Here is a 12,606-nt window from a genome sequence, read left to right as displayed (position 1 = left end):
CACATCAACACGGAGCCTCAGACCATGTACCAGCGCATCCTCGTCCCCACCGACAGCTCGAGCCTGTCGAAGAAAGCCGTCCAGCACGCCACCGCGCTCGCCCAGACCTGCGGCGCCGAGATCGTGGTGCTGAACGTGGTGCCGCGCTACCCGGTGAGCTATCTCGAAGGCGCCGTGGTGTTCGAGACGCAGGACGTCGCGCGCATCGAGAAGCAATGGTCCGAGCAGGCCCGCGAGCTGGTGGACAAGGTGGTGGCCCAGGTGCAGGCCAAGGGCGTGAAGGCGCGGGCCGCGGTGGTCAAGTCCGACCTGGTGGCCGAGTCGATCATCAGCGCCGCGCGCAAGCACAAGGCCGATCTGATCGTGATGGCCTCGCACGGCCGCAAGGGCATCAAGCGGCTGCTGCTGGGCAGCGAGACCCAGCACGTGCTCACCCATTCCACATTGCCCGTGCTGGTATTGCGCTGAGCGCGGTCCCCAACAGCCACACTGGGCTGCGCCCTCGTGGCGCATGTCCTCACCCCAGAAAAGGAGCAAGAGCAATGAAGATCGTCGTCGCCGTGGATGGCAGTGAGTTCACCCGCAAGGCACTGGACTACATCGCCGCCCAGCGAAGCATGTTCGTCGATGGCCATGAGCTGGTGCTGGTGCATGTGTGCCCGGCCATCCCGCCGCATGCCAGCCGCCACATCGCGAAGGACACCCTGGCCGAGTACTACAAGGAAGAAGGCGCCAAGGTGATCGATCCGGTGAAGCAGCAGCTGCAGGGCCTGGGCATCGCCAACGCCTCGGTGCAGACCCGCCATGGGCAGGCCGCCGAGGAGATCGTGCGTGCCGCAGAGGAATGCGGCGCGGGCCTGGTCGTCATGGGCACGCACGGCCATGGCACCCTGGGCCGCGCGCTGATGGGCTCGGTGGCCACCAAGGTGATCGCCGAGAGCGACCTGCCGGTGCTGCTCGTGCAGTGAACCTGCGCCACCCCCCATGCCGCTTCGCGGCTCCCCCCTCTCTGGCGCCTTCGGCTTGGAGGGGGGCGCACCCGGAGGCCTGGCAAAGCCAGTTCCTCGGGTGCTCTCGCATGGCCTGCTCCGCGGCCCTTCGATCAATCGGGCTGCGCCGGTTTCATGCTGGGCGGGCCGCTTGCCGAATCAGGTGAATAGTGTCTTGTGCTGGTCGCGAAGCAAGGCCTTCTGCACCTTGCCCATCTGGTTGCGCGGCAGTTCGTCGACGACGAAGCAGCGCTTGGGGATCTTGAAGTTGGCCAGCTTGGACTTGAGCTCGGCCACGATGGCGTCGGCGTCGGGCGAGGCGCCCGGCTTGCCCACCACCACCGCCACGCCCACCTCGCCGAAGTCGGGATGCGGCACCCCCACCACCGCGCTCTCGGCCACGCCGGGCATCTCGTTGATGTAGCCCTCGATCTCGGCCGGGTACACGTTGTAGCCGCCGCTGATGATCAGGTCCTTGCTGCGGCCCACGATGGTCACATAGCCCAGCGTGTCGACCTTGCCCACGTCGCCGGTCTTGAAGAAGCCGTCGGGCGTGAACTCTTCCTTGGTCTTCTCGGGCATGCGCCAGTAGCCGGCGAACACATTCGGGCCGGCCACCTCGATGTTGCCGATCTCGTCGCGATCGCAGTCGCGCGGCGGCTTGCCGTCTTCATAGGCCCGCACCCGCAGCTTGACGCCCGGCAGCGGAAAGCCCACCGTGCCGCCGCGCCGCGCGCCCTGCACCGAGGTGTAGGGATTGGAGGTCAGCATGATGGTTTCGCTCATGCCGTAGCGCTCCAGGATGGTGTGGCCGGTGCGGGTCTGCCAGTCATTGAAGGTCTCGATGAGCAGCGGCGCCGAGCCGCTGATGAACAGGCGCATGTTGTCGCAGGCCGCCAGGCTCAGCGTGGGCTCGGCCAGCATGCGCACATAGAGCGTGGGTACGCCCATGAAGACGGTCGCCTCGGGCAGCTTGGCGATGACGCGCTTGGGGTCGAACTTGCCGAACCAGAGCATCTTGCTGCCATTGAGCAGCGCGCCATGGATGGCCACGAACAGCCCGTGGACGTGGAAGATGGGCAGCGCGTGCAGCAACACGTCGCCGTGCGTCCAGCCCCAGTAGGTCTTGAGCACCTCGGCATTGCTGCGCAGGTTGCGGTGCGACAGCATCGCGCCCTTGCTGCGGCCGGTGGTGCCGCTGGTGTAGAGGATGGCCGCCAGATCGTCGTCGGCCTTGCGCACGATCTCGTGCTCGGCACTGCAGGTGGCGGCGTGGCCCAGCAGGGTGCCGGTGCGGTTGTCGTCCAGCGTGAACACCCAGCGCGTGCCGGCCGCCTTGGCGACGGGCTCCACCCAGCCGAGGTTGGCGCTGGTGCACACCACCACCTCGGGCTCGGCATTGCCGATGAAGTACTCCATCTCGGCGCGCTGATAGGCGGTGTTCAGCGGCAGGAAGACGTAGCCGGCCCGCAGCGTGGCCAGGTACAGCAGCATGGCCTCCACCGACTTCTCGACCTGCACCGCCACCCGCGCCCCCGGCTCCAGGCCCAGGCTGCCCAGCAGATTGGCGATCATGGCGCTGGCCCGCTCCAGGTCGCGCCAGGAATAGGCCAGGCCGTCGTCGGTCTCGACGGCGATCTCGTCCAGGTCGTGCGGGAAGGCGGCGCGCAGCGCGGCAAAGAGGTTGGCGTTGGGCGTGGAGCTCATGAAGGGCGGAAGACGAAGGGGCGGTTGGATGGGGAGGGGTTCTTGGACAGGGGCCGAGTATTCACGGATTCAGCCGAAGCGGGGCGGCCTTTTCGCGAGAAAGGCATCGATGCCCTCGCGGTGCTCGGCCGTGTCTGCGTAGTCGTAGGCGCCCGACAGCAGTTGCTGCATCTCGCCCGCGGCCAGGGCGCGGAAGGTGGCCTTGTGCAGCCGGGCGGCCTGCGGCGCCAGGCTGGCGATGCGCTGGGCATGGCGCCAGGCCGCATCGGCCACCTCCGCGTCGGGCAGCACGTCGAGCAGGAAGCCCGCCGCCAGCAGCCTCGGCGCCGGATGCAGGCCGGCGGCCAGCAGCATGTCGCGCGCCAGGGCGTCACCGATCTGGCTGCGCACCAGCGCGGCCTCGCGCGGCGCCATCGGGAAGCCCAGCTTGGCGATGGGCGCGCCGAAGCGGGCCGAGGCGCCGGCCAGGCGGATGTCGCAGCAGCTGGCAATCTCCAGCCCGGCCCCCATGCAGGCACCCTCGATCTGCGCCACCAGCGGCACCGGGCAGGCCAGCAGCGCCGCCAGGGCGCCCCAAACCTCCTCCTCGTGGAAGTGCCGCAGGCTCGCCACGTCGTAGCGGAAGGCCGGGTATTCGGAGATGTCGCCGCCGGCGCAGAAGGCACCGCCCTCCCCGCGCACGACCACACAGCGAAGGCTGGCATCGGCCGCCAACCCCTCGGCAGCGGCCCGCAGGCCGTGCCACATGCCGCGGGTCATGGCGTTGAGCCGGCCGGGGTTGCGCAGCGTCAGGGTGGCGATGGCGCCGTCGCGCGCCAGGTCGATCGCATCGTTCTTGTCGCTCATGGAAGCCAAATCTATTCGAGTTTGGCTCCCGAGGCCTTGACCACCGCCGCCCAGCGCTTGACCTCGGCCGAGACGAACTGGCCATAGGCCGCGCCGGTCAGGTTCGGGATCTCGGAGCCGTTGTTGGCCCAGATGGTCTTGAGCTCGTCGGCGGCCAGCGTCCGGCGCATGTCCTCGGTGATGCGCGCCGCCAGCTCGGGCGGCGTGCCCTTGGGCGCCCACAGGCCGTACCAGGTGGTGACGGTGTAGTCGGGCAGGCCCGACTCGCTGGCGCTGGGCACATCGGGAAAGGCGGCGTTGCGCTGCGCGCCCGAGACCATCAGCGCCTTGATGCGGCCGGCCTTGATGTGCTGCGCCGACGAGCCCAGCCCGTCGAAGCCACAGTCCACGTTGCCGGCGATCAGGTCCTGCAGCATGGGGCCGGCGCCGCGGTAGGGGATGTGCGTGATGAAGGTGCCGGTCTGCAGCTTGAAGAGTTCGCCCGCCAGGTGGTGCGAGGTTCCCGCCCCGGCCGAGGCGTAGTTGAGCTTGCCGGGGTTCTGCCTGGCAAAGGCGATGAATTCCTTGATGCCGGGCTGGGTGACGCGCCGCGGGTTGACCACCACCACCTGCGGCACGTTGGCCAGCAGCATCAACGGCACGAAGTCACGCTCGATGTCGTAGTCCAGCTTGGGGTAGATGGCCGGCGCGATGGCATGGTGCACGGCCCCCATGAACAGCGTGTGGCCGTCGGGCGCGCCTTTGGCCGCGATGCTGGCGCCCACGGTGCCGCCCGCGCCCCCGCGGTTGTCAATCACCAGCGTGTGGCCGGTCGCCTTGGTGAACTGCGCCGCCAGCGGCCGCGCGAAGGCGTCGGTGCCGCCGCCGGCGGGAAAGGGCACGACCAGCGTCACGGGCCGGCTGGGCCAGGTGCTCTGCGCGCGCACGCCGGCGCAGGCGGCAGCGGCGCCGGCCGCGGCCAGGCGCAGCAGGCTGCGCCGATGGATCGGTGGGGGGGTCATGGCTTGTCTCCGTCTCTCGTCTTGGATGCGCCGGGGCCGGCGGCGCTTGTGGGATGGAATCGGCCCGGGGATTCAGCAGGGGCTCAGAGCAGCAGCCCCTCGATGTCGCCCGACACCGGCACCTTGCCGTCGGCGAGCAGGGCGCGGTGCTTGTCCAGGCGCTTGAGGTCGTACAGGTAGTTGACCATCAGGCCCCAGGACTGCTTGATGCCCTTGGGCGACAGGTCGGCGGCCCAGTTGAGCCGCTCGACCCGCGCGCCGTTGCCGAGGTGGAAGCGTGCCACCGGGTCGGCGGGCTTGCCATCCTGGCCGACCCGACCCAGGTACTCGGCCGCCAGGTGCAGCAGCGTCTGACGCAGCGGCGAGCGCTCGCCCAGCGAAGGCGCATCGTCCAGCGCCGCCAGCAGCCGGTCGGCCGTGGGCGGCAGGCTGCCCAAGTGACGGCCCAGCGCCTGGGCCTGCTTGTCGGGCAGGCGTGGCAGCAGGGCCGCGGCCTGGCCGCCCAGCCACTGGCGCAGCCCGGGGATGGGCGAGAGCGTCGCGAAGTTCTTGAGCTTGGGGAATTCCTCGCGCAGCGTCTCCACCACCCGCTTGATCAGCGAATCGCCGAAGCTCACGCCCCGCAGGCCGGTCTGGGTGTTGCTGATGGAGTAGAAGATCGCGGTCGAAGCCTTGTGCGCCGGGGTGGCGGTGGCCGCCTCGTCCAGCAGCGGCGCGATGGCATCGCTGATGGCGTCGGTCAGCGCCACCTCCACGAAGATCAGCGGCACGCCGGGCAGGCGGGGATGGAAGAAGCCGTAGCAGCGGCGGTCGGTGTCGTCCAGCCGGTTCTTGACGTCGGACCAGCTCTTGATGTCGTGCACGGCCTCGTACTCGATCAGCTTCTCGATCAGCGAGGCGGGCGAATCCCAGCTGATGCGCTTGAGGTCGAGGAAGGCAACGTCGAACCAGGTCGAGAACAGCTGCTCCAGCTCGGCGTCCAGCGCGGCGAGGCGACGGTCCTTGCGCACCACCGGCAGCAGCTCGGCCCGCAGGCCGACCAGGAAGCGCAGCCCTTCCTCGGGGATGGCGAAACGTTGCAGCAGACGAGCCCGGGGCGAGGCCGAGGCGCGACGCAACTTGGCCTCGGCCTGGGCCTGCTCGGGCGAGCCGGGTTCGGCGGCTTCGTATTGCTCGCGCGCGGTCTTCAGCTTGGCGCCGTCGGGGGCGAAGCATTCGGCCATCAGGAGCCAGACGTCACGGCGCTCGTCGGCGGTCAGCGCCTGGTAGGCCGTCATCACGGCATGGGCGCGGCGGCCGGCCTCGACCTCGCTGGTGCGGCTGTCGGTCACGCCCTGCAGGTCTTCGAGCATGCGGCGCAGCGCGCGGGGCGGCAGGGCCTCGCCATGGCGGCGCAGCGTGGCGGCCATGCGTTCGGTCAGGGTGCGGGTCGGGCGCGCATCGCCGGTGGCGGCGGGGGCCGGCCTGGCGGCGCCCGCGGCGTCTGCCGGCGCGCCCGGGCGCAGCAGCGAGACGCCCTTGGACAACCAGTCGGGGGGAGTTTTGCTCATGGAATCAACAAAATTTCGGGACCGGGCCAACGCGGCGGCCGGGCCCTGCGTTGTGGCTTGAGGCCGTCGGCGCATGCCGGCAGGCCCCCTCTTTGTACACCGTGACCGAGCTTTCCCACCCTTCCCCCGACTCCGCCTCGACGGGGACGCGCCCTGTTCCTACAGAAGCCGTCGCCCTCGGCTGGCAGCGCCTCAAACCCTGGCTGATCGCCGCCGCAGCACTGCTGCTGTGCCTGCTGCTCGCCGCCGCCCTGCACGGCCTGGCCGGCGAGGTGCGCTACGACGACGTGATGCGGGCCATCGCCGGCACGCACGAGATGGACATCGTGCTGGCGCTGATGGCCACCGCCGCCAGCTACCTGATCCTCTCGGGCTACGACTTCTCCGCCCTCGCCTACGCCCACGCCCGGGTGAACCGGGGCACGGTGCTGCTGACCTCCTTCACGGCCTATGCGCTGTCCAACACCATCGGCCTCGGCCCGCTGACCGGCGGCGCGGTGCGCACCCGGCTGTACACGGCGGCCGGGCTCAAGGCGCACCAGGTGGCGCAGGTGGTGGTGTTCAATGCGGCGGCCTTCGGCCTGGGCATCACGGCCTTCGGCGCGGTGGCACTGTTGTGGGGCGCGCCCGACGTGGCGGGGCTGGTCGGCCTGCCGCCAGAACTGCTCCAGTTGGGCTCGGGCCTGCTGCTGATGGGCGTGGGCGTGTTCCTGGCGCTGTGCCGGCGCCAGCGCAACCTGCAGATCGCCGGCCGCTGGCGCCTGCGGCTGCCGCCGGCGGGCCTGGCGGTACGGCAGCTGGTCATCTCGGCCTTCGAGCTGACGGCCTCGGCCGCAGCCCTGTGGTTCCTGCTGCCGGGCGAGCGCATCGACCTGCCGGCCTTCACCGCCTTCTATGCCATCGCCATCGTGGCCGGCATCATCAGCCATGTGCCCGGCGGCGTGGGCGTGTTCGAGGCGGTGATGCTGATGGCCACCCGCAACGACGTGCCGGCCGACTCGATGCTGGCCGCGCTGGTGCTCTACCGCGGCATCTACTACATCGTGCCGCTGGTGGCGGCCACCGCCCTGGTGCTGGGCTGGGAGCTGAAGAGCGGCGTGGGCACGCCCATCGCCCGGGCCGCCACGCGCCTCAGCCCGCGGCTGCTGGCGGCGCTGACGCTGGTGGCGGGGCTGTGGCTCATCGCCTCGGGCGTCACGCCCTTCACCGAGGACGCCCGCGAGATGCTGGCCACGCTCAACGTGCCGCTGCCGCTGGTGGAGGCCTCGCACTTCCTGGGCAGCGTGGCCGGGCTGGGCCTGCTGCTGGTGGCGCGCGGGCTGTTCCACCGGCTCGATGCGGCCTGGTGGGCGGCGCTGGTGCTGGCCGTGGTCTCGGCCGTGCTGGCCCTGCCCAAGGGCATCGCGCTGCACGAGGCCGGCCTGCTGGCCACGCTGGCGGTGCTGCTGGTCGTCTCGCGCAAGCAGTTCGACCGCCGCTCCTCGCTGCTGTCGATGCGGCTGGAGCCCGGCTGGCTGATCGGCCTGGGCGCGGTGCTGGCGGGCTCGCTGTGGCTGCTGTTCTTCGCCTACCAGGAAGTGGCCTACACCCACCGGCTGTGGTGGCAGTTCGAGTTGGACGCGCAGGCACCGCGCTCGCTGCGCGCGCTGCTGGGCGTGGCGCTGGCCGGCATGGCCTACGGCCTGTGGCAGCTGCTGCGCCCGCCTGTGGGCCAGGCGGCGGCGCCCACCACCGAGGACCTGGACCGCGCCGCCGCCATCGTGGCCGCCAACCCGCGTGCCGACGCCTGCTTCGCGCTCACCGGCGACAAGCACCTGCTGTTCTCGCCCTCGGGCCGCAGCTTCCTCATGTACGGCAAGCAGAACCGCTCCTGGATCGCGCTGTACGGCCCCGCGGGCGACAAGGCCGAATGGGCCGAGCTGGCGTGGCGCTTCGTCGAGATGGCACGCACCCATGGCGGCCGGCCGGCCTTCTACCAGGTGCGCCCGGCCAGCCTGCCGCTGTACCTGGACTGCGGCCTGCAGGCCTTCAAGCTGGGCGAGCATGCGCACATCGAGCTGCCCGGGTTCGACCTCAAGGGCGCCAAGCGGGCCAACCTGCGCTCGGGCATGAACCGCGGCGAGCGCGAGGGCCTGGTGTTCGAGGTGATCGAGGGCGAGGCGCTGGAAGCCGCCCTGCCCGAGCTGCACGCCGTGTCGGACGCCTGGCTTTCGCGTCAGAAGACGCGCGAGAAAGGCTTCTCGGTCGGCCGCTTCGACGAGGACTACCTGCGCCGCCTGCCGGTGGCCGTGGCCCGGCGCGAGGGCCGCATCCTGGCCTTCGCCAACCTGCTGGTCACCGCGCCGGCCGAAGAGGCGGCCGTCGACCTGATGCGCCACCTGCCCGATGCGCCGCCCGGCACCATGGACTTCCTCTTTGCCAAGGTGCTGCTGCACCTGAAGGACCGCGGCTTCCAGCGCTTTGCGCTGGGCATGGCGCCCATGGCCGGCATGGCCGAGCGCCGCCATGCGCCGCGCTGGCAGCGGCTGGGCCGTCTGCTCTACGAGCATGGCGAACGCTTCTACAACTTCCGCGGGCTGCGCAGCTTCAAGGACAAGTTCGAGCCCGTCTGGGAGCCGCGCTATCTGGCCGCGCCCGGCGGCGTGGCACCGCTGTGGGTGCTGCTGGACCTGGCCGCGCTGATCGGCGGCGGCACCAAGGGCGTGATCGGCAAGTGACGCCGCGCTGCCCGCTTTCGATTTCCCTCGCATGACATTGCCGACTTCCTTCCTGCGCCGCACCCTGGCTGCCGGCGCCTCGGGCCTGCTGCTCGCCTGCGCCGCCCTTGCCCAGTCGCCGGCACCTGCGGGCGCCGGCCTGCCCCAACCCGCCAAGCGCATCACCCGCGAGATCTTCAAGGACGTGCCGCTGTACCGCCCTGCCGGCGCGGTGCAGCAGTTCGTGGTGCTGCTGACCGGCAGCGACGCGCCCACACCGCGCGACCTGCATCTGGTGCAGGCCATGACCGCCCAGGGCGCCATGGTGATCGCCGTGCCGGGCCTCGGCTTCTACCGCAGCCTGGCGGCGGTCAGCCAGCAATGCGTGCACGGCCCGGGCGCGCTGGAGAACTTCGCCCGCTTCGTGCAGGCGGGCGAGAAGCTGCCCACCTACATCGAGCCGATCCTGGTCGGCACAGGCCCAGCCGGTGCGCTGGCCTACGGACTGCTCGCCCAGTCGCCTGCCGACACCTACACCGGCGCCCTGTCGCTGGACTTCTGTCCGCGGCTCGCCCTGCCGCTGCCGATGTGCGGCGACGAGAACTTCCGCAGCAAACCCGTGGCCGGCGAGCCTGCGCGGCCCGGCCCGGCCGCGCAGACCTTGCGGCCGCTGGAGCCCGCCTTCGACCTGCAACCCGCCAAGCGCCTGGCCGGCGCCTGGACGGCCATGGGCGCCGATCCGCGCGCGGCCGCCTGCAGTGCAGGCCCGACCGCACCGGCCGCCTTCGCGACCCAGGTCCCGAACGCGCGCTGGGTGCCACCCGCCGCCGCCGAGGCGACCGACGCGCCACCGCCCGGCTTCGACGCCGCCTTCGCGCAGATGGCCGCGAAGCGTGCCGGACTGGCCCTGCCGCCCAGCCAGCTGTCGGACCTGCCCGTGACCGAGGTGCCCGTGCAGGGCGCCGGCAAGCGCTTCGCCGTGCTGGTGTCGGGCGACGGCGGCTGGGCCAGCATCGACAAGCGCCTGGCCGCGGCCCTGGCCAAGGACGGCATTCCCGTCGCCGGCCTGGATTCGCTGCGCTACTTCTGGACCCGCCGCACGCCCGAGGGCGTCGCCGCGGACCTGGACCGGCTGATCCGCTACTACGCCGCCCGCTGGGGCCGCAGCGAGGTGCTGCTGCTGGGCTACTCGCAGGGCGCCGACGTGCTGCCCTTCGCCTACAACCGCCTGCCCGAGCGCACCCGCGCCAGCGTCAAGCTGCTGGGCCTGCTGGGCCCCGGCGAAAAGGCGGCCTTCGAATTCCACGTCAGCAACTGGATCGGCAAGAGCGGCGACCAGCCGATCGCGCCCGAGGCCAAGCGCCTGCCAGCGGGCCTCACGCTGTGCGTGTACGGGACCGAGGAGAAGGCCGACTCGCTCTGCCCGCGCCTGGATGCGACACAGGCGAAGGTGCTGCCGATGCCGGGCGGCCACCATCTGGGCGAGAACTACGAGGACCTGGCGGCCAAGGTGCTGCAGGCGGCCCCGCCCTTGCGCTGACAGCGGCCAGTCCAGGCCCTGAGGGCCGCTGCCAGGCCGCATGCGCCTCGGCCGCGGCGACGGGGGGCGCTTCGGCCGTCTGGTCGTCGCGACGCCGGACCGGCCTGCATCACGACAATCGCCGCCCATGTCCGACCGCCCCGCCCGCAAATCCGGCAGCGCCCGCCGAGCCGCCCAGCCCCGCCCGCTGCCGGTGGACGGCGGCCTGGGCCCGAGCTGCGTGGCGCTGCCGCCCGGCGGCTGGGCCACGGTGCTGGACTTCCTGGCCGAGCGCTTTCCGATGGTGTCGTGCGGCGACTGGCAGGCCCGCATGGCCGCCGGCCGCGTGGTGGCGGGCGACGGCAGCCGGCTCGACGCGCACACGGCCTACCGCAAGGACCTGCGTGTCTGGTATTACCGCGAATGGGCCGACGAGGCGCCCGTGCCCTTCCAGGAGACGGTGCTCTTCCAGGACGAGCAGTTGGTGGTGGCCGACAAGCCGCACTTCCTGCCCGTGATGCCCAGCGGCCGCCATGTGCGCGAGACGCTGCTGGTGCGCCTGAAGCAGCGCCTGGGCCTGGAGACGCTGGTGCCCATCCACCGCATCGACCGCGAGACCGCCGGCCTGGTCGTCTTCAGCGTGCAGCCGGCCACGCGCGGTGCCTATCAGCGGCTGTTCGCCGAACGGGCCGTGCGCAAGCAGTATGAAGCCATGGTGCACTGGCCGCCGCCCCATCCGCTGCCGGCGGTGTACCGCAGCCGGCTGGCAGACGTGTTCATGCGCAGCGAGACGGTGCCCGGCGAACCCAATTCGGAGACGGCCATCGCCGTGCGCGAGGTGCGCGGCGATGTCGCGCTGCTCGACCTGGCACCGCACACCGGCCGCAAGCATCAGCTGCGCGCGCACTGCGAGGCGCTGGGCGTGCCGATCGTGGGAGACGGCATCTATCCCGTGCTGCGGCCGCAAGGGGCGGACGACTGGCAGGACCCGCTGAGGCTGCTGGCGCGCGGTATCGCCTTCGATGATCCGGTGACGGGGCAGCCAAGGCAGTTCCGAAGTACGCTGGCGCTGGCCTGGCCGACCGGCGCCGATTGAAGATCGCACGCGCCTGTTGCGCCAAGTGGCCAGATCCGTGGGCCAATTGTCCTTGTGGCCATTCGCGTCACGGCCCACACTCCCGCCATGCCCGCCGCCGCCCCGCCCCGCACCATCGCCTGCCTGCTCTACGCCGACTGCATGAGCCTGGACGTCACCGGGCCGATGCAGGTCTTCGCCACCGCCAACGACGTGGCGCAGCATGGCCATCGGAGGGCGGCGCCGTACCGGCTGCGGTTGCTCGCCGAGACGTTTGCGCCCGTCGCCACGTCCGCCGGAATGCGCCTTGTGCCCGATGACGCCTGGCCCGCTGTTGCGGCGGGCGCCATCGACACCCTGCTCGTGCCCGGCGGCGATGGCGTGATTGCCCAACGCGTCAGCGCGGCGCTGCTGGATTGGCTGCGCCGCGCCGAGCCCGAGGTGCGACGCCTGGGCTCGGTGTGCTCCGGCGCCCTGCTACTGGCCGAGGCCGGCCTGCTCGACGGCCGCCGCGCCACCTCGCACTGGTCGCGGCTGGACCAGCTGCGCGAGCGGCATCCGGCCGTGCAGGTGGAGCCCGACTGCCTGCACACCTTCGACCCCGGCAGCGCGCAGGACGGCCATGTCTTCACCTCGGCCGGTGTCACGGCGGGCATCGACCTTGCGCTGGCGCTGGTGGAGGCCGACCTGGGCCGGCCGATGGCGCTGGCCGTGGCGCGTCAACTGGTGATGTTCCTGCGCCGGCCGGGCGGGCAGGCGCAGTTCAGCGCCCTGCTCGCGCCCGAGCCGCGCCGCACGCCCCGGCTGGCCGCGCTGCTCGACTGGCTGCCGGGCCAGCTCGGCGGCGACCTGTCGCTGGAGCGGCTCGCGGCCCAGGCCTGCCTGCCGCCCCGCACGCTCACCCGCGCCTTCCAGAAGGAGCTGGGCACCTCGCCCGCCCGCTACATCGAGCGGCTGCGGGTGGAGACGGCCAGCGCCCTGATGGCCCAGGGCCAGGCCTCGGTCGCCACCGTGGCCCGGCTGTGTGGCTTCGGCCATCCGGAGAACCTGCGGCGCAGCTTCCACAAGCACTACGGCGTGGGGCCGCAGGCCTGGGCGGAGCGCTTCGGCGGCGGCGCCATCGATCCGGCGCAATCCAGCGCCTGACCCGCCTCTCGGCCTTGCCGGCTGTGTCCCCTCCCCCTCTGGGGGAGGCTGGGTGGGGGCCGCGCGCGCTCGCGACG

General features: G+C 71.6%; 10 protein-coding genes. 6 read left to right on the top strand and 4 right to left on the bottom strand.

Features of this window, described 5'->3' with window-relative positions; translation table 11 throughout:
* Nucleotides 1-24 precede the first annotated feature (24 nt).
* Both ACT54X_RS04685 and ACT54X_RS04680 read left to right on the top strand, forming a co-directional pair.
* Nucleotides 25-468 carry a universal stress protein gene (locus ACT54X_RS04685; protein ID WP_017760202.1) on the top strand — a complete coding sequence of 148 codons (444 nt, stop codon included), beginning with the start codon at nucleotides 25-27 and terminating at the stop codon, nucleotides 466-468.
* 74 nt (nucleotides 469-542) lie between these two features.
* Entirely contained in the window at nucleotides 543-968 is a 426-nt protein-coding gene (locus ACT54X_RS04680) for a universal stress protein (RefSeq protein WP_354318883.1), read from the top strand.
* A gap of 180 nt (nucleotides 969-1,148) precedes the next feature.
* Here ACT54X_RS04680 and ACT54X_RS04675 read toward each other — a convergent pair whose 3' ends face one another.
* The 4 genes from ACT54X_RS04675 to ACT54X_RS04660 form a co-directional block, all read right to left on the bottom strand.
* On the bottom strand, nucleotides 1,149-2,696 hold the full coding sequence (locus ACT54X_RS04675) for a malonate--CoA ligase (RefSeq protein ID WP_476345306.1): 1,548 nt from the start codon (nucleotides 2,694-2,696) through the stop codon (nucleotides 1,149-1,151).
* A 69-nt stretch (nucleotides 2,697-2,765) separates the two neighbouring features.
* Entirely contained in the window at nucleotides 2,766-3,542 is a 777-nt protein-coding gene (locus ACT54X_RS04670) for an enoyl-CoA hydratase/isomerase family protein (RefSeq protein WP_294374602.1), read from the bottom strand.
* 11 nt (nucleotides 3,543-3,553) lie between these two features.
* Nucleotides 3,554-4,543, bottom strand: a complete 990-nt coding sequence (locus ACT54X_RS04665; protein WP_476345304.1) for a Bug family tripartite tricarboxylate transporter substrate binding protein — start codon at nucleotides 4,541-4,543, stop codon at nucleotides 3,554-3,556.
* 83 nt (nucleotides 4,544-4,626) lie between these two features.
* On the bottom strand, nucleotides 4,627-6,093 hold the full coding sequence (locus tag ACT54X_RS04660) for a malonyl-CoA decarboxylase (RefSeq protein WP_476345302.1): 1,467 nt from the start codon (nucleotides 6,091-6,093) through the stop codon (nucleotides 4,627-4,629).
* Nucleotides 6,094-6,194: 101 nt separating this feature from the next.
* Here ACT54X_RS04660 and mprF point away from each other — a divergent pair, with 101 nt between their 5' ends.
* From mprF to ACT54X_RS04640, 4 genes are all read left to right on the top strand, one after another.
* Nucleotides 6,195-8,810, top strand: a complete 2,616-nt coding sequence (mprF, locus tag ACT54X_RS04655) for a bifunctional lysylphosphatidylglycerol flippase/synthetase MprF (RefSeq protein ID WP_476345300.1) — start codon at nucleotides 6,195-6,197, stop codon at nucleotides 8,808-8,810.
* Nucleotides 8,811-8,841: 31 nt separating this feature from the next.
* Nucleotides 8,842-10,329, top strand: a complete 1,488-nt coding sequence (locus tag ACT54X_RS04650; RefSeq protein WP_476345298.1) for a virulence factor family protein — start codon at nucleotides 8,842-8,844, stop codon at nucleotides 10,327-10,329.
* 127 nt (nucleotides 10,330-10,456) lie between these two features.
* The gene (locus ACT54X_RS04645; protein ID WP_476345297.1) at nucleotides 10,457-11,404 is read left to right on the top strand and encodes a pseudouridine synthase; all 948 of its coding nucleotides are present in this window, start codon (nucleotides 10,457-10,459) and stop codon (nucleotides 11,402-11,404) included.
* Nucleotides 11,405-11,491: 87 nt separating this feature from the next.
* Complete coding sequence (locus tag ACT54X_RS04640; protein WP_476345295.1) at nucleotides 11,492-12,529, top strand: GlxA family transcriptional regulator; 1,038 nt, start codon at nucleotides 11,492-11,494, stop codon at nucleotides 12,527-12,529.
* Nucleotides 12,530-12,606: the final 77 nt, after the last annotated feature.

This window comes from Pseudacidovorax sp. DMC4, assembly GCF_056314265.1.
This window is presented reverse-complemented; position numbering and strand designations above follow the sequence as displayed.

Coding starts and splice junctions, on each gene's coding strand:
- ACT54X_RS04680 (WP_354318883.1), top strand. CDS start 543: ATGAAGATCGTCGTCGCCGTGGATGGCAGTGAGTTCACCCGCAAGGCA.
- ACT54X_RS04650 (WP_476345298.1), top strand. CDS start 8,842: ATGACATTGCCGACTTCCTTCCTGCGCCGCACCCTGGCTGCCGGCGCC.
- ACT54X_RS04675 (WP_476345306.1), bottom strand. CDS start 2,696: ATGAGCTCCACGCCCAACGCCAACCTCTTTGCCGCGCTGCGCGCCGCC.
- ACT54X_RS04670 (WP_294374602.1), bottom strand. CDS start 3,542: ATGAGCGACAAGAACGATGCGATCGACCTGGCGCGCGACGGCGCCATC.
- ACT54X_RS04685 (WP_017760202.1), top strand. CDS start 25: ATGTACCAGCGCATCCTCGTCCCCACCGACAGCTCGAGCCTGTCGAAG.
- ACT54X_RS04665 (WP_476345304.1), bottom strand. CDS start 4,543: ATGACCCCCCCACCGATCCATCGGCGCAGCCTGCTGCGCCTGGCCGCG.
- ACT54X_RS04660 (WP_476345302.1), bottom strand. CDS start 6,093: ATGAGCAAAACTCCCCCCGACTGGTTGTCCAAGGGCGTCTCGCTGCTG.
- ACT54X_RS04640 (WP_476345295.1), top strand. CDS start 11,492: ATGCCCGCCGCCGCCCCGCCCCGCACCATCGCCTGCCTGCTCTACGCC.
- ACT54X_RS04645 (WP_476345297.1), top strand. CDS start 10,457: ATGTCCGACCGCCCCGCCCGCAAATCCGGCAGCGCCCGCCGAGCCGCC.